The 17,748-nt window shown below is 66.1% G+C and carries 19 protein-coding genes, 1 tRNA gene and 1 other annotated feature; of the genes, 11 read left to right on the top strand and 9 right to left on the bottom strand.

All coding sequences use genetic code 11. The features are described from left to right. Position 1: 1 nt before the first annotated feature. From trpS to TW83_RS07865, 8 genes are all read left to right on the top strand, one after another. Positions 2–1,036, top strand: a complete 1,035-nt coding sequence (trpS, locus tag TW83_RS07900) for a tryptophan--tRNA ligase (protein ID WP_045982226.1) — start codon at positions 2–4, stop codon at positions 1,034–1,036. A gap of 62 nt (positions 1,037–1,098) precedes the next feature. Further along, positions 1,099–1,154: a sequence feature (sul1 is cis-regulatory element that is thought to sense ions involved in sulfur or methionine metabolism; They are found in Alphaproteobacteria), on the top strand. A gap of 63 nt (positions 1,155–1,217) precedes the next feature. Further along, a complete protein-coding gene (locus TW83_RS07895) occupies positions 1,218–2,714 on the top strand; it encodes a SulP family inorganic anion transporter (protein WP_045982225.1) in 1,497 nt (498 codons plus the stop codon). Between the two features lie 15 nt (positions 2,715–2,729). Beyond that, on the top strand, positions 2,730–3,584 hold the full coding sequence (locus tag TW83_RS07890) for a universal stress protein (protein ID WP_045982224.1): 855 nt from the start codon (positions 2,730–2,732) through the stop codon (positions 3,582–3,584). A gap of 293 nt (positions 3,585–3,877) precedes the next feature. Further along, positions 3,878–5,179, top strand: coding sequence for a Hint domain-containing protein (locus TW83_RS19275; RefSeq protein ID WP_052714728.1), 1,302 nt, complete (start codon positions 3,878–3,880; stop codon positions 5,177–5,179). 67 nt (positions 5,180–5,246) lie between these two features. Then, positions 5,247–5,759, top strand: a complete 513-nt coding sequence (locus TW83_RS07880) for a hypothetical protein (protein ID WP_045982223.1) — start codon at positions 5,247–5,249, stop codon at positions 5,757–5,759. Between the two features lie 19 nt (positions 5,760–5,778). Beyond that, the gene (locus tag TW83_RS07875; RefSeq protein ID WP_045982222.1) at positions 5,779–6,969 is read left to right on the top strand and encodes a hypothetical protein; all 1,191 of its coding nucleotides are present in this window, start codon (positions 5,779–5,781) and stop codon (positions 6,967–6,969) included. Beyond that, a complete protein-coding gene (locus tag TW83_RS07870) occupies positions 6,966–8,213 on the top strand; it encodes a glycosyltransferase family 4 protein (protein ID WP_052714726.1) in 1,248 nt (415 codons plus the stop codon). The genes TW83_RS07875 and TW83_RS07870 overlap by 4 nt, the downstream gene beginning before the upstream one ends. 165 nt (positions 8,214–8,378) lie before the next feature. After that, the gene (locus TW83_RS07865) at positions 8,379–9,260 is read left to right on the top strand and encodes a polyprenyl synthetase family protein (protein WP_052714724.1); all 882 of its coding nucleotides are present in this window, start codon (positions 8,379–8,381) and stop codon (positions 9,258–9,260) included. On the opposite strand, the gene TW83_RS07860 is transcribed toward TW83_RS07865, so the two are convergent. Genes TW83_RS07860 through fni form a run of 6 tightly spaced genes read right to left on the bottom strand, consistent with a single transcriptional unit; the run spans position 9,257 to position 15,153 of the window. Beyond that, the gene (locus tag TW83_RS07860; RefSeq protein ID WP_045982221.1) at positions 9,257–10,171 is read right to left on the bottom strand and encodes a phytoene/squalene synthase family protein; all 915 of its coding nucleotides are present in this window, start codon (positions 10,169–10,171) and stop codon (positions 9,257–9,259) included. The two genes, TW83_RS07865 and TW83_RS07860, sit on opposite strands and share 4 nt — an antisense overlap. After that, entirely contained in the window at positions 10,168–11,673 is a 1,506-nt protein-coding gene (locus TW83_RS07855; RefSeq protein WP_045982220.1) for a phytoene desaturase, read from the bottom strand. Before TW83_RS07855 ends, TW83_RS07860 begins: the two co-directional genes overlap by 4 nt. Next, entirely contained in the window at positions 11,670–12,830 is a 1,161-nt protein-coding gene (gene crtY / locus TW83_RS07850) for a lycopene beta-cyclase CrtY (RefSeq protein WP_045982219.1), read from the bottom strand. Before crtY ends, TW83_RS07855 begins: the two co-directional genes overlap by 4 nt. After that, positions 12,827–13,315: a sterol desaturase family protein gene (locus TW83_RS07845; protein WP_045982218.1), complete on the bottom strand. Its 489-nt coding sequence runs from the start codon at positions 13,313–13,315 to the stop codon at positions 12,827–12,829. Before TW83_RS07845 ends, crtY begins: the two co-directional genes overlap by 4 nt. Beyond that, the gene (locus TW83_RS07840; protein WP_045982217.1) at positions 13,312–14,040 is read right to left on the bottom strand and encodes a fatty acid desaturase; all 729 of its coding nucleotides are present in this window, start codon (positions 14,038–14,040) and stop codon (positions 13,312–13,314) included. Before TW83_RS07840 ends, TW83_RS07845 begins: the two co-directional genes overlap by 4 nt. A gap of 30 nt (positions 14,041–14,070) precedes the next feature. After that, complete coding sequence (gene fni / locus TW83_RS07835) at positions 14,071–15,153, bottom strand: type 2 isopentenyl-diphosphate Delta-isomerase (RefSeq protein WP_045982216.1); 1,083 nt, start codon at positions 15,151–15,153, stop codon at positions 14,071–14,073. Between the two features lie 194 nt (positions 15,154–15,347). Here fni and TW83_RS07830 point away from each other — a divergent pair. After that, positions 15,348–15,437, top strand: a tRNA-Ser gene (locus tag TW83_RS07830). A 149-nt stretch (positions 15,438–15,586) separates the two neighbouring features. Here TW83_RS07830 and TW83_RS07825 read toward each other — a convergent pair. From TW83_RS07825 to TW83_RS07815, 3 genes are read right to left on the bottom strand one after another with little or no spacing between them, the layout of a single operon-like run. Then, positions 15,587–15,793, bottom strand: coding sequence for a hypothetical protein (locus TW83_RS07825; protein WP_045982215.1), 207 nt, complete (start codon positions 15,791–15,793; stop codon positions 15,587–15,589). After that, positions 15,790–16,011, bottom strand: a complete 222-nt coding sequence (locus tag TW83_RS07820) for a hypothetical protein (protein ID WP_045982214.1) — start codon at positions 16,009–16,011, stop codon at positions 15,790–15,792. The genes TW83_RS07825 and TW83_RS07820 overlap by 4 nt, the downstream gene beginning before the upstream one ends. Beyond that, the gene (locus TW83_RS07815; protein WP_045982213.1) at positions 16,008–16,298 is read right to left on the bottom strand and encodes a hypothetical protein; all 291 of its coding nucleotides are present in this window, start codon (positions 16,296–16,298) and stop codon (positions 16,008–16,010) included. Before TW83_RS07815 ends, TW83_RS07820 begins: the two co-directional genes overlap by 4 nt. Positions 16,299–16,620: 322 nt before the next feature. Here TW83_RS07815 and TW83_RS20485 point away from each other — a divergent pair, with 322 nt between their 5' ends. Both TW83_RS20485 and TW83_RS20480 read left to right on the top strand, forming a co-directional pair. Further along, positions 16,621–17,187: a hypothetical protein gene (locus TW83_RS20485; RefSeq protein WP_157001420.1), complete on the top strand. Its 567-nt coding sequence runs from the start codon at positions 16,621–16,623 to the stop codon at positions 17,185–17,187. A 165-nt stretch (positions 17,188–17,352) separates the two neighbouring features. Next, positions 17,353–17,748: hypothetical protein (locus tag TW83_RS20480; RefSeq protein ID WP_157001418.1), on the top strand; the 396-nt coding region annotated here is incomplete at its 3' end.

The raw sequence follows: 17,748 nt of genomic DNA, 5'->3' as shown, positions 1-17,748 counted from the left end.
CATGTCCGACCCGATCAACGCCCAGTTCCGCCCGCGCATCTTTTCCGGCATCCAGCCGTCGGGCGGGCTGACGCTTGGCAACTACCTTGGCGCGCTCAAGCGGTTCGCGGCCCTGCAGGGCCCGGACGCGCAGACGATCTACTGCATCGTCGACCTGCACGCGATCACCGTCTGGCAGGACCCCCAGATCCTGCTGTCGCGCACGCGCGAGGCGGCGGCGGCCTTCATGGCGTCGGGCGTGGACCCCGCGCAGTCGATCCTGTTCAACCAGTCCCAGGTCAGCGCCCATGCCGAGATGGCGTGGCTGTTCAACACGGTCGCGCGCGTGGGCTGGATGTACCGGATGACCCAGTTCAAGGACAAGGCCGGCAAGAACGCCGAGAACGTCAGCTTGGGCCTTCTGGCCTATCCGGCGCTGATGGCGGCCGACATCCTGACCTATCAGGCGACCGCCGTGCCCGTCGGAGAGGATCAGAAGCAGCACCTGGAACTGACCCGCGACATCGCGGCCAAGTTCAACCATGATTACGGCGTCACCCATTTCCCGATCACCGAACCGCTGATCGAAGGTGTCGCCACCAAGGTCATGTCCCTGCGCGACGGCTCCAAGAAGATGTCGAAATCCGATCCGTCGGATGCCAGCCGCATCAACCTGACCGACGACGCCGACACCATCGCCCAGAAGATCCGCAAGGCGCGCACCGATGCCGACCCCCTGCCCGGCCAGATGGACGGTCTGAAGGACCGCCCCGAGGCGCGCAACCTGATCAACATCTATGCCGCCCTGACGGACGAGACCCCCGACCAGGTCCTGGCCCGGTTCGAGGGTCAGGGCTTCGGCGCGTTCAAGCCCGCTTTGGCCGAGGTCGCGGTCGAGGCGCTGTCGCCCATCACCCGGCGCATGTCCGAATACATGGCCGACCCCGCCCAGATCGATGCGATCCTGGCCGACGGGTCCGACCGCGCGGCGGCCGTCGCCATGCCGATCCTGGAGCGGACCAAGGACATCATGGGCCTGCTGCGCACCCGCGGCTGAGGCCCCCCGACCGCAAGGGGGTTGCGCCAGCGGCCTCTTTGCGGCTATCAGCCCGACACGTGCATGGACCCGGTGAGATTCCGGGTGGCTCTTCCGGCCGCCGATCCGCCGGACAATTCGAACCTTGACACTTGACTGTCGGACCGCAGGCCACGACGGCCCGGTCAGGAACGGATGACACATGTTTTCACTGACGACCTACAAGAACGAATGGCTGGGCAACATCAGGCCCGACCTGCTTTCGGGCCTTGTCGTGGCCCTGGCGCTGATCCCCGAGGCCATCGCCTTTTCCATCATCGCGGGCGTGGACCCCAAGGTGGGGCTGTATGCCAGCTTCTCGATCGCGGTCATCACCGCGATCACCGGGGGGCGTCCCGGCATGATCTCGGCCGCGACGGCGGCGACGGCGGTGCTGATGATCACGCTGGTGCGCGATCACGGGCTTGAATACCTGCTGGCGGCCACCGTGCTGGCCGGCCTGATCCAGATCGGCTGTGGCCTGGCCGGTCTGGGACGCTTCATGCGCTTTGTCTCGAAATCGGTGATGACCGGGTTCGTGAACGCGCTGGCGATCCTGATCTTCATGGCGCAGCTGCCCGAACTGGACCTGTCCGCACCCGGCGTGACCTGGTTCACCTACGTGCTGGTCGCGGCGTCGCTGGCGATCATCTACCTGTTCCCGCGCATCACCAAGGCGATCCCGTCGCCGCTGGTCACCATCGTCGTGCTGACCGGGCTTGCGATGACCTTCGGATGGGACGTGCGTACGGTGGGCGACATGGGCGCGCTGCCCGACACGCTACCGATGTTCCTGATCCCCGACATCCCGCTGACGCTGGAGACGCTGCAGATCATCCTGCCCTATTCCATCGCGGTCGCCATCGTGGGCCTGCTGGAAAGCCTGATGACCCAGAACCTGGTGGACGAGCTGACCGACACGCGCAGCAACCGCAACCAGGAATGCATCGGCCAGGGCCTGGCCAACACCGCCACCGGCTTCATCGGGGGCATGGCGGGCTGCGCCATGATCGGACAGTCGATGATCAACGTCAAATCCGGCGGGCGGGGTCGGCTGTCGTCCTTCACCGCCGGGGTGGCGCTGCTGATCCTGGTGGTGGGTCTGGGCGATCTGGTCAGCCGCATCCCCATGCCGGCGCTGGTCGCGATCATGATCATGGTGTCCATCGGCACCTTCAGCTGGTCGTCGCTGGCCAACCTGCGCATCCATCCGCGCTCGTCGTCGGTGGTGATGCTGGCAACCGTCGCCACGGTCGTCTGGACCCACAACCTGGCCATCGGGGTGCTGGTGGGCGTGCTGCTGTCGGGGATCTTCTTCGCCGCCAAGATCGCACAGCTGTTCCGCGTGACCTCGACCCTGTCGGCGGACGGCCGCAGCCGGACCTATGTCGTCGAGGGGCAGATGTTCTATGCCTCGGTCGAGGACTTCATGGCCGCGTTCGACTTTGCAGAACCGCTGGATCATGTCACCATCGACGTCAGAGGGGCGCATATCTGGGACATCAGTTCGGTGCAGGCGCTGGACATGGCGATCCTAAAGTTCCGGCGCGACGGCGCGCAGGTGCAGCTGATCGGCATGAACGCCGCCTCTGAGACGCTGGTCGACCGGCTTGCCATCCATGACAAGCCCGGCGCCCTGGACAAGCTGACGGCGCATTAGAGGGGGAGACGGTACATGAACGACAAGATCATCGCCCTGGTGGACGGCTCGGTCTACGCGGCCTCGGTGTGCGAACATGCGGGCTGGCTTGCGGCGCGCAGCGGCATGCCGGTCGAGCTGCTGCACGTCCTGGGCCGCAGGTCCCCCGCCCCGTCGCAGGACCTGTCCGGCACGATCCGCCTTGGCGCGCGCAGCGCCCTGCTGGACGAGCTGGCAAGCCTTGACGAACAGCGCGCGCGCCTGGCGAACGCGCAGGGCCGCGCCCTGCTGGAGGATGCGCGCAACCTGACCCTGGGCGCCGGCGCCGCGCGGGTCGAGACGCGCCTGGAGCAGGGCGACCTGATCGCCCATGCGACCGGCAAGGCCGCAGGCCCCGCCCTGATCGTGATCGGCAAGCGCGGAGAGGCCGCCGATTTCGCGGCCGACCATCCCGGATCGAACCTTGAACGCGTGGTCCGCGCGGCCAAGGTGCCGGTCCTGGTCGCCGCCCGCGCCTTCCGCCCCATCGCCAGCGTGATGCTGGCCTTTGACGGCGGGGCCTCGGCGATGAAGGCGGTCGATCACGTGACCTCCAGCCCGGTCTTCGACGGGCTGCGGATCGAGGTGGCGATGGCCGCCCCGGCCAACCGCGAGGCGCAGGTCCAGCTGGAGGAGGCGATCCTGCGCCTGCGCGCCGCCGGCCGCGATGCCCGCGCCGAACTGCTGGACGGCAGCGCCGACAGCGCGCTGATCGCGCGGATCGAACAGCAGGATCACGACCTGCTGGTCATGGGGGCCTATGGGCACAGCCGTATCCGCCGGTTGATCATCGGATCGGTCACCACGCGCATGCTGATCGATTCCCGCAGATCCGTGCTGCTGTTCCGCTGACCCATAAATAAACAGTTAACAGCGCACAAATTTACAGCCTCCAGTTGCAGATTCGACGCGGACGCCGGCCTCCGGCCCCCGCGTCGGATCAGCCCTGACCGGCCCTGCACAACGTGCAATGTGAACCGGAAAGTTCATAGGTTAATCAATTAGTTGCACGATGTGCGACGCGGGTCGTGAAAAACGCGCCCACGCGGTGCGGGCGCGTGGATTTTGTTGACAACCGCCGGGGTGCGGGCGTAACGCCATTGAAACAGGGTTAACAAGAATCGTTTTCAAGAGGGATGACTGTCATGGCCACGATCTTTGGCAGCTATGATGGCGATGGCGCGACCATTCTTCAGGGCAACTCCTCGGAGGGAACCCAGAACGTCACGTTGTCGGACTGGGCGTTCAGCCGGCAAACCGAGCCGGGCGACAACCGCAGCGTGTACGACATCAGCATGAAGGGCGGCGACGACACGCTGGAGGGCGGAAACCTGTCCGGCCAGGGCGCCCGCGTCGCCTTCGGCCAGGTTGACATGGGCACCGGTGACGACATGGCCCATCTGTCGCGCACCACCTTCGAGACGATCTCTACCGGCGACGGCGACGACACGCTGAAGCTGGAGCAGTCGTTCGGCGCGCGCGTGGACCTTGGGAAGGGCGACGACGTCCTGTGGTTCGACATGAAGCCGGACCACAGCCTGTCGGATGCCGACAAGATGCGCAGCGGCGCCAAACTGGACGGCGGCAAGGGTCAGGACACGCTGAACCTGCGCGGGGACTGGACCCTGACGTTGTCCAGCGGCAACGTCACCATGGACACCGACGGCGACGGCAAGGCCGACCTGGTCACCAACGTCTACAGCGACAGCGACATCGGCTCGATCCTGGCCTATCCGCGCATCCTGCAGGGCACGGTCTCCTATGGGACGATGACGCTTCGCGACGGATCGACGGTGGCATCGCGGTCGGGCTTTGCCAATTTCGAGGCGATCAACGCGGTCTGCTTCACCGCCGGCACGCTGATCGACACCCCCCGCGGCGCGGTTCCGATCGAGACCCTGCGCCAGGGCGACACGGTCATCACCCGCAACGGCCCCAAGGCGCTGGCCTGGATCGGTTCGCGCAGGCTGGACGCGGTCGATCTGGCGGGGAACCCCAAGCTGCTGCCGATCCTGGTGCCGGCCGGCGCCTTCGGCAACGGTCTGCCCCTGCGCGACATCCGCTTTTCGCCCCAGCACCGCGTCGTCATCCGCTCGGCCATCGCCGAGACGATGTTCGGCGCCCCCGAGGTGCTGGTCGCGGTCAAGCAGCTGATCGGCGTGAACGGCATCGACGTGGACGGCGACGCCCGCAGCGTCCAGTACCTGCACCTGATGTTCGCAGACCACCAGATCCTGTCGGTCGAGGGGATCGAGGCCGAAAGCCTGTTCCCCGGGCGTCAGGCGCTGACTTTTCTCAGCCAGGACCAGCTGTCCGAACTGCGCGCGATCTTCCCCGATTTCGAGGCGATGACCGAGACCGATCCGGCCATCCCGTTCCTGAAGGGTCGCGAAGGACGCTCGCTGGCCGCCCGCCACGTCCGCAACGACCGCCCGCTGTATTCGTAAGGACCGGCCTGCGGTCATTGGACAGGCCCAGCATGTCGGCAACGGCAAGGCTGGGCCGCTTGGGATCATGACACTCCATACCGACCTGCCCCCCGCCCTGCTGCGCCGCACCGATGTCACCGTCGGCAGGCACGCGGCCCGGCCCGACCTGATCGTGCCGTTGGCCCGACAGATGCACCGGGAAAGCCTGTTCGCGGACCTGCCCTTCGACCAGCCGCAGGTGGAGCGCCTGCTGGCACAGGTCCATGACGACAGCGGTTATCACGGTGCCGTCGTCGTATCGCTGGAGGCCGAGCCGGTGGCCTTTGCGCTGTTCGCGTTCGAACCGATGCGGACCCATTCCGCCAGCTGGATCACGGTGATCCACACGGCGCATCTGCGCAGCGACATCCGCGACACCGCCACCGGGTCCGCCGTCTGGCAGCGGGTGATGCTGGCCGTGCGCGGCTGGTCCGCGCCGCGCGGGGTCCGGGGCATCCAGGTTGCCCTGGGTCTTGGCGTCGCCGTTCCGCGGATGGACGCGCTGCTGACCGCGGATGGCGCCACGCCCCTGGGCGGCGCCTTCTTTAGTCGGCTGTAATGTCCGCGCGGGCCCCACGATGACCGCGCAGCTGACCCATGATGACCCCAGACTTGGTCTGCGCCCGGCAGAGGCGCGGGCCGACGATCCGCTGACCGGTGTCGCGATGCGCCTGCTGGGCGATGCGCTGACGGGCAGCGGCGACGGATGCGTCTGTGCCCCCGCCCTTGGCGTGCCGGTGCGCCTGCTGGCCCTGCGGCGGGGGGCGGACCTGATCCACGTGCTGAACCCCCGCCTGTCGTCACTGTCTGACCTGCACCTGAACCGTGCCGAGACGCGGCTCCAGACCGGCCCCGTCCAGCGCCATGCCTGGCGTGCGCGGCGCGTGACCCTTACCGGGACGCAGCCCGGCGGCCTGCCCTTGTCTTTGGACCTGGACGGTCCGCTGGCCATCGCTGTCCAGCAGGCGGTCGAGCTGCTGGACAACCGCGACGCGTTTTCCTGGGTCACGCCCTTCCACCGCGCCTGGCTGCGGGCGACCGACGCCCCGGTCCGGGCCCGCGCGCGGGCGATCAATCACGGCCTGCACCGCCTGGATGGGGCGGCGCTGCGCATGCTGGATGACCGCCGGGTGCAGGTGCTGGACGACGACGGCACCCCCCTGGGCATGATCGACGCGCTGAACCCGGCCATGCCGGTCGAGGGTTGGGCGCGTCGCTGCCTTGGGCTGCTCTGCGCGACATCGGCCCTGCGGCACGTGATGGTGACAGGGCCGGCGCATCTGCCGCTGACCATTGCGGTGCTGGCCCTGGTGCCCGGCCTGACGGTGCATCACCCCGCGGCGGGCTGGCCCCTAGCGGCGATGCAGGCGCTTGACCTTGGCGCGGCGTTCCGGCCAGCGCAGCTGTCGGATGCGGCACCCGATGCGCCGCGGCTGGATGCGATCGTCGCCAGGGCGGATGAGGACTGGCTGCATGGTGCGGACGCGCTGGCGCGCATCCGCCACGCCGGGCGGCGCCTGTCGGGCGACGGCGGCGTCCTGCTGATCCATGGAACGGGCCCCCTGCCCGCGATCCGCGACCTGCTGCAGGCGGCGTTTCCCGCGGTCCACGCGGTCATGGACGGCGATGCGACGTTCCTGGTCGCGACCAAGGCGCGGCTGGACCTGGGCGTCGCCCATGCCCGCGTGCAGGCCATCGTGAACCGCACCGATCAGCAGCCGCTACTGGCGGCGGGCTGCACGGGTTGGCAGACGGTTCCCCGGTCATGACGGTCGCGACATCCGTGGCGCAGCGGCCGCGCATCCTGTTTCTGCACCTGTCCGGCCCCGGCCAGTTCGAGTTCCTGGGCCGTTGGCTGGCGGGCCAGGGCTGGGACGTCACCTTCATGCATGGCGGCATCGACGCCGACCCTGCCCATGACGGCATCTGCACCCGCCGATTCGCGCTGCGCGACACCACGATCCCCACGGGCGATCCGCGTCACATCCTGGACCACGCCGCGCAGAACTGCCGGGGCGCGACCGAGCTGATGTTCCGCATGCGCCATTCCGAAGGCTATGTCCCCGACGTCGTGGTGGCCCATGCGGGCTGGGGCGTGGGGCTGGGGGTCAAGCTGGTCTGGCCCGACTGCACCTATGTCGCCTATCATGAATGGTATTACACCGACCGCAACTGGGACAAGCGCCGGGCGGAAAAGCCCGCCGACCTGGCGGTGATGATCTCGGACCGGATGCGCAACCTGCCGATCACCGGCGAATTCGACCTGGCCGATGCCAGCTGGTGCCCGACGCTGTTCCAGGCCAGCCGCTTTCCTCCGGTCCTGCGCCGCCAGATCACCGTGATGCCAGATGGGGTGGATTGCGACCTGCACCGCCCCGACCCGCAGGCGCGCATCGATTTCGACTGGCTGCGCCTGCCCGCCGACCGCCCCGTGATCACCTATGCCACCCGCGGGATGGAGCCCTTGCGCGGCTTTCCGCAATTCCTGCGCGGCGTCGCCCGCCTGCAGGCGCAGCGTGACGACTTCGACACGGTGATCCTGGCCAATGACAGCGTGTCCTATGGCCGACCGCTGGCGCGCGGCGACAGCTGGTGGCTGCGGATGATCGACCAGCTGGACCTGGATCACCGCCGCATCCACGTGAACGCCATGCGCCCGCGCGATGAATATGTCCGCACGCTGCAGGCCTCACACGCGCATGTCTATTTCACCGAGCCCTTCGTCACCTCCTGGTCCCTGTCCGAGGCGATGGCCACCGGATGCCTGGTGATCGGATCGAACACCGCCCCGGTGCGCGAACTGGTCCGCGACATGGAGAACGGCCTGATCGTCGACATGGACGACGCGGACGAGGTCGCGGACGCGATGGCCTGGGTGCTTGACAATCCGGGTGACGCGGCCGACCTGCGCCGCGCCGCGCGCCGGACGATCCTGGCCGATCACGATGCGGCGCGGGTGTTTCCGGCCAAGGATGCCTGGCTGCGCGCGGCCATCGGCGCGGCGGTCCACTGACCTTGTTGGACAAATTGCCGCGCGACCCCGCGTCGCCGTCGAAAAGGCTCGCAATCGGGCGTGAACCGTTCCAACATGGGGACTGTTGACGGTGGATGACGGGTCACGGGGTGCCGCCCCGGCCTGACCTTCCCGCCAGGTCAGAACCCAAGCGCGAAGGCACTGATGAGACGAGACGTCAACCCGATCCACGCCACCCTTCTGCAGACCAGACTTGAGGAGATCGCCCAGGGATTCGGTGCCGTGTCGCAGCCGCTCGGCGCGGCCATGAGCCATGGCGCGCTGTCGTCGGGCAAGCGTTTCCGCGGCATGCTGATGCTGCTTGCGGCAGAGGCCTCGGGCGGGGTCTGCGACACGATCGTCGACGCCGCCTGCGCGGTCGAGATGGTGCATGCCGCATCGCTGATCTTCGACGACCTGCCCTGCATGGACGATGCCGGGCTGCGCCGCGGCCAGCCCGCGACCCATGTGGCGCATGGCGAAAGCCGCGCCGTGCTGGGCGGCATCGCCCTGATCACCGAGGCGATGGCCTTGCTGGCCGGTGCGCGCGGCGCGTCGGGCACGGTGCGGGCGCAGCTGGTGCGGATCCTGTCGCGGTCCCTGGGGCCGCAGGGCCTGTGCGCCGGCCAGGACCTGGACCTGCACGCGGCCAAGAACGGCGCGGGGGTCGAACAGGAACAGGACCTGAAGACCGGAGTGCTGTTCATCGCCGGGCTGGAGATGCTGGCCGTGATCAAGGAGTTCGACGCCGAGGAGCAGACCCAGATGATCGACTTTGGCCGTCAGCTGGGCCGGGTGTTCCAGTCCTATGACGACCTGCTGGACGTCGTGGGCGACCAGGCGGCGCTTGGCAAGGATACCGGTCGCGATGCGGCGGCCCCCGGCCCGCGGCGCGGCCTTCTGGCCGTGTCAGACCTGCAGAACGTGTCCCGTCATTACGAGGCCAGCCGCGCCCAACTGGACGCGATGCTGCGCAGCAAGCGCCTTCAGGCTCCGGAAATCGCGGCCCTGCTGGAACGGGTTCTGCCCTACGCCGCGCGCGCCTAGACGTGATGCGGCCGGGTCCAGAGGCCCTGTCGCGACCCGCCCGCCCCCGGCAGGCGTGATCGCGCGACATCCCAGCCCCCGATGCCCAGCAGGCCGATCTTGGCGGCCTTGGACGTGCTGATCCGCTGGCGATAGGCCTGCGGCCCGCCCTTGCGGATGCGCAGCCCGATGGCGCGATAGATGCGCAACGCGGCGGCGATGGACCAGGCGCAGCGCGGCGGCAGATCCGCCAGACCCACCCGCGCCGACGCGTAATAGGGTTCAGCCGCATCCAGCAGCCGCAGGATCACGGTGTACAGCTCCGGCGACGGCACCGGCCCGTCGACCCGCGCGCCCGCCTGGTCCAGCCAGTCCCCCGGCAGATAGCACCGCCCGATGCGCGCATCGTCGATCACGTCGCGCGCGATGTTGGTCAGCTGGAACGCCAGCCCCAGGTCGCAGGCGCGGTCCAGGACAGGGTCGTCGCGCACGCCCATCACGCGGGCCATCATCACGCCGACGATGCCTGCAACGTGATAGGAATATTCCAGCACGTCATCCAGCGTGCGATAGTCGTGCGCCTCGACATCCATCGCGAAGCCTTCGATCAGGTCCATGGGCCAGGCCTGCGGGAAATCATGCCTCCGCGCCACCGCGCGCAGCGCGGCAAAGGGCGGGGTCACCGGACCGTCGCCCTGCAACGCCGCCAGCGTGTCGGCGCGCAGGCCGTCCAGCCGCGCCTGCGGGTCGTTCACCGCCTCGGGGCGGCTGCCCAAGGCCTGACCGTCGATCACGTCATCCGCGTGGCGGCACCAGGCATACAGCATCACCGTGTCGTCGCGGATGCCCGGCGGCATCAGCTTGGCCGCCGTGGCAAAGCTTTGCGACCCTTGGGTGATCGCCTCGGTCGAGGTCAGGACCAGATCGCTCATGCGCCTGCCAGGTCGGACAGCATCACCTGGGCCGTGGCCTTGGCCGAGCCCACGACGCCCGGAATGCCCGCGCCCGGATGGGTGCCCGCGCCGACCAGATAGAAGTTGCGGATCGTCTTGTCGCGGTTGTGCGGCCGGAACCACGCGGATTGCGTCAGGATCGGCTCGACCGAGAAGGCGCTGCCGTGATGGGCGTTCAGTTCACTGGCGAAATCGGCGGGCGTGAAGATGCGCGTGGTGGTCAGGTTGGCGCGCAGGTTCGGGATCAGCCGCTCCTCAAGGGACGCCAGGATGCGGTCGGCATAGCGCGGCCCCTCGACCGCCCAATCGATCTCGGCGCGGCCCAGATGCGGCACCGGGGCCAGCACGTAATGCGTGGACATGCCCGGAGGCGCCATGTCCGGATCGGTCGTGCAGGGCGAATGCAGGTACAGCGAGAAATCCTCGGCCAGTTTGGGCCCCTTGAAGATCTCGTTGACCAGCTCCTTGTAGCGGGGGCCGAACAGTATGGTGTGATGCGCGATGTCCTTGGGCGCCTCGCGCAGACCGAAATGCAGCACGAAGAGCGACATGGACCAGCGCTTGCGGTCCAGCGATTTCGCGCGGCTCTGCCCGCGGGCCGTGTGGCCCAGCAGGTCACGATAGTTGTGCATGACGTCGCCGTTGCTGGCGACCATGTCGGCCCTCAAAGACCGCCCGTCCGCCAGGGTGACGCCCGTGGTCCGCGCGCCCTCGGTCTCGATCCGGGCGACCTTGGCGTTCAGCATCATCTGACCACCAAGCCGTTCGAACAGCGCGACCATGCCTGCGACCAGCTGGTTGGTGCCGCCCTTGGCGAACCAGACCCCGCCGCGCCGCTCCAGCGCGTGGATCAGCGCATAGATCGAGCTGGTCGAGAAGGGATTCCCGCCCACCAGCAGCGTGTGATACGAAAACGCCTGCCGCAGATAGGGGTCCTTGATGAAGGTCGCGACCTTGGCATGGACCGACTTGTAGGCCTCAAGCTTCATCAGCGCGGGCGCGGCCTTGAGCATCTGGCCCAGCTTGAGGAAGGGCACGGTGCCCAGCTTGACGTAGCCCTCCTGGTACACCTCCTCAGCGTAATCACGGAAGCGGCGGTATCCCTCCAGGTCGTCCGGGTTGAACTGGGCGATCTGGCGTTCCAGCTGATCGGCCTCGTTCACGTAATCGAAGACCTTCCCGCCCGGCCACATCAGTCGATAGAAGGGCGACACCGGCATCAGCGTCACGTCGCGCGCCATGTCCTGCCCGGTCAGCGCCCACAGCTCCTTGAGCGCATCGGGGTCGGTGATGACGGTCGGGCCCGCGTCGAAGACATGGCCCTGATCGTGCCAGACATAGGCGCGCCCGCCGGTCTTGTCCCGAGCCTCGACCAGGGTGGTGGCGATGCCCGCGGACTGCAGGCGGATGGCCAGGGCCAGCCCGCCAAAGCCTGCGCCGATCACGATGGCGGTCTTGGCCGCGGGCGAATGGGCGTTCATGCGTTTTCCTTCAGCAGGGGACGTTCGGGCAGGCAGCGGATGGCCGTGCCAAGGGGAATGGGAGGCTTGCCGGTCACGATGCGCAGCTGATCCGCCAAGCTCAGCCGGCCGGCATAGAACCGTTCGATCAGTCCATGCGGCATGCGGTAGAACCGCTGCAGCAGGGTATAGCGCCGGTCGGGCGCGCAGCCGCGGAACAGCATCCGGTTCAAAAGGCGCAGAAAGCGGTCGCGGCGCGCCCGGTCGATCGCGTAATCGCGGATGGCGCCGCGCAGCGCGTCGGTGCCGGGCGGCCCGGATAGGCCCGCCACCACGTCCGCCACCTGCGCCGCATAGGGCAGCGAATAGCCGGTGACCGGGTGAAAGAACCCCGCGCGCAGTCCCACGGGAACGGGCCCCGCCGCGTGATCGGCCCAGAAGCCCGCCGCGTCATGGGCCAGCGCAATGGGCAGGATGCCGCGTTCGCGCCGGACCTCGGCCCCGGTCCAGCCCTGCTGGCGGGCATAGTCGTGGGACGCCGCCGCCAGCGCGTCGTCGTCCAGATCGCCGCCATCGGAATAGCGCGTGTCCTCGATCAGGATGCGCGTCGGAGAGAAGGGCAGCAGATAGATGAATCGGTACCCGTCCTGCTGGGTGACGGTCGCGTCCATGATCATCGGGCGGGGCACGCCGTGGTGGCGGTCGGTCTCGATCTCGACGCCCACGAATTTCTGGAAACCCACGGTCAGATGCCGCGACGGCTGCGCGCCCCGCCCGTCCAGGACCGCGCCCGCCTCGATCCGGGTGCCGCAGGACAGTGTCGCCCCCTGCGCATCCAGCAGGGCGATGTCGCAGTTCCAGCGGATCTCGGCGCCCGACCGGACCACCGCATCCGCCAGCGCCGCCCCGTCCAGCGACCCGTAACCGGTGGCCAGTCGCCGAGCATGGCGGGGAAAGCGCACCTCCTGGTCGGGCCAGTTGGCGCGGCGCAGGGGCTTCAGCCGCGCCAGCCAGTTCGGCGACAGGTCGGGGTCGTGGCAGGACCAGGTGTGGCCGTCTGACGGTCCCGCGGCATGGTCCAGCAACAGCACGCGCAGGTCGGGCCGCGCCGCGCGCAGCGACAGGGCGATCAGCCCGTTCGCAAGGCCCGCCCCTGCCAGCAGCACGTCATGGGTCACGTGCGCTCCTGCGCCTCGGCCCGCAGCACGCCCGACGTCTTAAGGTCCTGCTTCAGCTTGTCGACCGGGGGCGCATAGATGAAGCCGAAGCTGACGCAATGGTCGCGCCCCTCGACCGCATGGTGCAGGCGGTGGGCCTGATACAGGCGGCGGGCATAGCCCTTGCGCGGGACATAGCGGAACGGCCAGCGCTGATGCACCAGCCCGTCATGCAGGACGAAATAGATCAGCCCATAGACGGTCATGCCCAAGGCGATCCACCACAGGACCGGTGCCCAGATCCAGCCCACCGTGAACAGCACCGTGGCGATCACCGCAAAGACCAGGCCGTACAGGTCGTTCTTTTCCAGCGCGTGGTCGTGTTCCTCGTGGTGGGACTTGTGCCAGCCCCAGCCCAGGGGGCCGTGCATGATCCAGCGGTGGACGGAATAGGCCGTCAACTCCATCACCAGCACGGTGGCGACGACGATCAGGAAATTGGTCATGCGGTGTCCCCCTTGGTGCGGGTGCTGGGCAGGCGCCACCAAGGCACCGTCGGGTGCAGGTGGTGTTCGTGATGATAACCGCCAAAATGAAAGCAGGTCAGCAGCGACACGGGGTCGCTGATCCGCGACGACCGCGCATTATGGCGGTCCGGGAACGCGTCGTGGCCGGGGCGGTGCGGCAGCCAGGTGCCGAACACGAACAGCTGGATCGACGCCAGGATCGACGGCAACGGCCAGAAGACCACGTACATCCAGCGATCCCCCAGGATCAGCGCATAGACCGTCACGATGACGGGCAGCAGCAGCCCCTCGCGCCAGCCGAAATAGGTGCCGATGAAGCGGGCGTACCAGCGGACCGGGCCGCCATGGTCGAAATCTGGGTCGTCGTCGGTTCCGGCATGGCGATGATGGGCCATGTGCTTGACGATCATCTTGCGCCACGAAAATCCGGCATACAGCCACAGGACAAGCTGGCCCATCGCCGCATTGGCGCGCGGGCGCCCCGGCACGACCGACCCATGCATCGCGTCATGCGCGATGATGAACAGACCGACCGACAGCCAGGTCAGCCCCAAGAAATTCGCGACCGCCAGGATGGGATGCGCCGCCGCGTCCAGAAACCACAGCGCATGCACATGCAGGGCCAGCCACGCGGCGATGATGCCGCCCGAGACGATCAGGCTTGTGGCGGTCAGATCTGCCTTGGGCAGGGCATGTGCGCTCATCTTGTCCCCCGGACCGGCGATCCGCGCAGACTACAGTCCCGCATCGCTGGTTTCCATCCCCGTTGCTTGCGACCATTGGCCACCCGGCCCAAGCACCAGCAAAGGCGCGCGGCGCAGCGCCGCAAGGTCGGCCGATCCCGTGCAGAACATCGCGATGCGCAGCTGGGTCACCACGTCGGACAGGTGATCGGACAGGGCCTCGGCGCTGTGACGCGCGGCGGGCAGAGCGCGGGCCGCCTGCCCCACGAGGTCCGCGCCAAGGCGGATGGCCCGCGCGACGTCCAGCCCGTGACGCACCCCGCCCGATCCGATCAGAACCCGGTCCGGACCCATCATCGGCGCGATGGCGCGCAGCGACGCGGTCGTGGGAATGCCCCAGTCGTGGAACGGTGCCGCCAGCGCCTGCAGGCGGTCGGGACCGCGTTCGGCCTCGACACGCGCCCAGCTGGTGCCGCCGGCGCCGGCGACGTCCAGGATCGTCACGCCCGCGTCGATCAGACGGCGCGCCACGGGCGCCGACAGCCCCGCACCGACCTCCTTGACGCCCAGGGGGACCGGCAGGCTGGTGGCAAGTTCCTCGATCCGTGGCAGCAGGGCCGCAAAATTGCGGTCGCCACCTTCCTGGATCGCCTCCTGCAGCGGGTTCAGGTGCAGGATCAGCGCGTCGGCCTGGATCATGTCCACCGCACGCTGCGCCTGCGCCACGCCAAAACCATAGTTCAGCTGGACCGCGCCGATATTGCCCAAGATCGGAATCTGCGGCGCCCGTGCCCGCAGGCTGGCGCCCAGGCCGCCATTGCCGCCCGCCTCGACCGCGATGCGCTGCGATCCGACGGACAGGGCAATGCGGTGATGGGCACAGGCCTCGGCGATGTGCAGGTTGATGCGTTCCGCCTCCTCTGGACCGCCGGTCATGGCCGAGATCAGCAGCGGCGCCCCCAGGCTGCGCCCCAGGAACCGCGTTCCCGTATCGACAGCATCCATGTCCAGATCGGGCAGCGCCTGATGTATGAACCGGACCTGGTCGAACCCACTGTCCAGCCGGTCCTGCGCCCCGCGGCCTTCGGTGACGATGCGCAGGTGATCCGACTTGCGACGAGAGATTTCGGTCATGTCCTGCCATCCGGTTGCGTCATCCGACTATCGCGTCAATGCCTTCCGGGTTCCAGCCCCAGTTCCAAGAGGACGAACTGTCGCGTGCCACGTCCCGGCGCCGTCGAACCCTTGGAAGGCGCCGCGCGGCGATCTGCAAAAAGGGGCCAGAAAGCCCCTTGCCCCCCCTTGGCGACATCCATATACGGGTCGGCGGAGACGTGGCCGAGTGGTCGAAGGCACACCCCTGCTAAGGGTGCAGGCCCGAAAGGGTCTCGAGGGTTCGAATCCCTTCGTCTCCGCCATTCACCCTTATATATCATTGATTTTGCTCCTTATTGTTGGAGTGGCCGTATCCGCCCCATCAGGCTACCCATCATGGGAAAAGCGATTGCGTGAGACTTGATGCGACGGATTCGGAATCATAAGGCCCGTTACGGACTGCAACGCAGGCTTAGGGTTGATCCCACCGATGGATCTCACGATCGAGCGCACGGCTGATCCCGACCACGGCATTCCGTAGAGTGTGCATCTCCCCATGGGCCGACATGTTCTGCAGCTGGTCAGCTACGACAGACAGCGCCGAAACCAGCAACTCGACATCACCCAGGACCTCGCCAATCCGGTCAATCTCGTCCCGGTAATCGCGTTCGGTTTTCATGCTGCACCGCCGATCACAGGCGCCCGCTCGACATAATCAAGCAGAGATGCCTTCTCCAGATCGCTATTGAGCCTCACCGCAATGTCTTCGGCGATCGATAGGAGTGCGCCCGTAACAGCCTTATCACGATCCTCGCCATGCCATGTTGCAGTAGCATCAAGAAGACGGGCCAGACGGTCTGCATCAAATTGCATCTGGTCGAGAGTTTTAACAGTCATGCTGCACCCCCTTGCGCGGCATGGAATGCGCCCATCACAAGGCTGCGCTCGTCACCAAGCCACACCCAGTCCAGCGACAGGCCGGTGGCGCAGCAATAGGCCAGGAACTCGGTCGAGAAAGTATCGCCATCCTCAGTCTTCTCGACGACTTGTGCGGGATCAAAAACAGGGGCGCCCGTCCACTCAGCAAAAAGGGCCAGGCGGTCGCGGGTACCGCACGGCAGGCCAGCAATTTTTCTGAGGGATTTGACAGGCAAGCCGGTAGTGTTATGGCAATGATTAGCCATGCTCGATCTCCTTCAAAGATCGGGTTGCGGTTAGGGCTGAATGGAAATCTCACCTTCCATTTGGCCCGCCTTCGTGTTAACACGGCGACATGGACGCGTCAACTCGTGATAACATGAAAATTGCAAAACGGCCGCCTGTCACCGGAACGCTGGTCGGTGTTCGGTTACAACCTGACCTTCTCGCTTGGATCGACACGGAGCGAGCCAAGATAAGTCCCGAGCCTTCCCGACCTGAGATGGTTCGCATCTATCTCCAGGAAAGACGCGGCAAAGAGACTGCAACCAGCTAGCGCTTTGCTCTTCTTGAGATCGGATATGACCTGTGACTGGAACCGTCTATATTCCGAACAACCTAACCCCCATGCAGCGGGGGAAAGTAGCCATCTTTCAGCGGCTCGAACCTATTTATGCCGCTTATGGCTTCGCCGTCTCATCATTTTCTGGCGTCGAACAGGGCTTATTGAGCGTCTCAATTTTCATTGAGGAGAAAGAGGTCCGGGAAGCGATCCAAGACTATTGGAAAACCAGCTCTGCAGGTGGTAAATTTTCTCGTATCAAAAAGCTTTTGAATAGCAGTACGACGATCAATAATGGCAAAGAATGGTCGGTGCTATCTGCTCGAGTGTCGGCCGCGATAGATGTAAGAAATGATCTAGCGCACGGCGAAGTGGCGGAAATTCATACGTCTACAACGCATTCACAAGCTGGGTGTTTTGCCAGGCTGGGTAAGGTAGCATCTCTTGGCGACCTAACGTGGAATTCCGAACTAAAGATGCTCGAAGGTTGTAACTTTTACAATACTACTCAGTTGATGGAAGCAGGTGTCGAATTTGTTGATCTATCCGAGGCGCTGTTCGGCTTCGCAAATAAAATGGCAGCACGCGAGTAGTTCCGGGAAGATACAGAACACCCGCATATCGACAGCGCCGCCAGCTTGGTCTTGAAGCACTTTTCACTTCAAAAGTGTGGCAGGCTGTTCGTCGTCCAAAGATCACGATTGACAGCATCACCCCCGCCAATGTTGATAGATGCAGACATTTGCACAGGTGGAATTATGAAAATTGTTGGATGCGGTGAAGTTAAGAAACTGGCTGTTCTCGTCCCTGGAGAATTAGTCACGATGCAAGCTCGCGGTGAGGCGAGTTGGGCAATTTGCGTTAAGAATGATGGCCGCGAGACTGAAGTAGTGTTGTTAAGCGGTCCTGAGCCATCAATTGGCTGGAAAGCCTCCCCTGAGAGAAGCCGGGATTGCTACTCCTACGGTAATGACTGGGTCTTGGATTTTTCGAATAATGTAGATGCCTGCCCTGATCAGATACCCGAAGCTCCTGAACCGAGATTTATTCTTGATGAGACCGGGCTGAAGCTTTCTTACGTGGCAGGCCAGTATCAGGGTGTCGGGTTTTGGGACTGTTCTACGCAAGAGATGGCTGAGGTGCTCCCCATTCCC

This window comes from Paracoccus sp. S4493 (assembly GCF_000967735.1).
Lineage (GTDB): Bacteria > Pseudomonadota > Alphaproteobacteria > Rhodobacterales > Rhodobacteraceae > Paracoccus > Paracoccus marcusii.
Note: the sequence above shows the minus strand (reverse complement) of the source record. Positions and strands in the feature narration are given on the sequence as shown.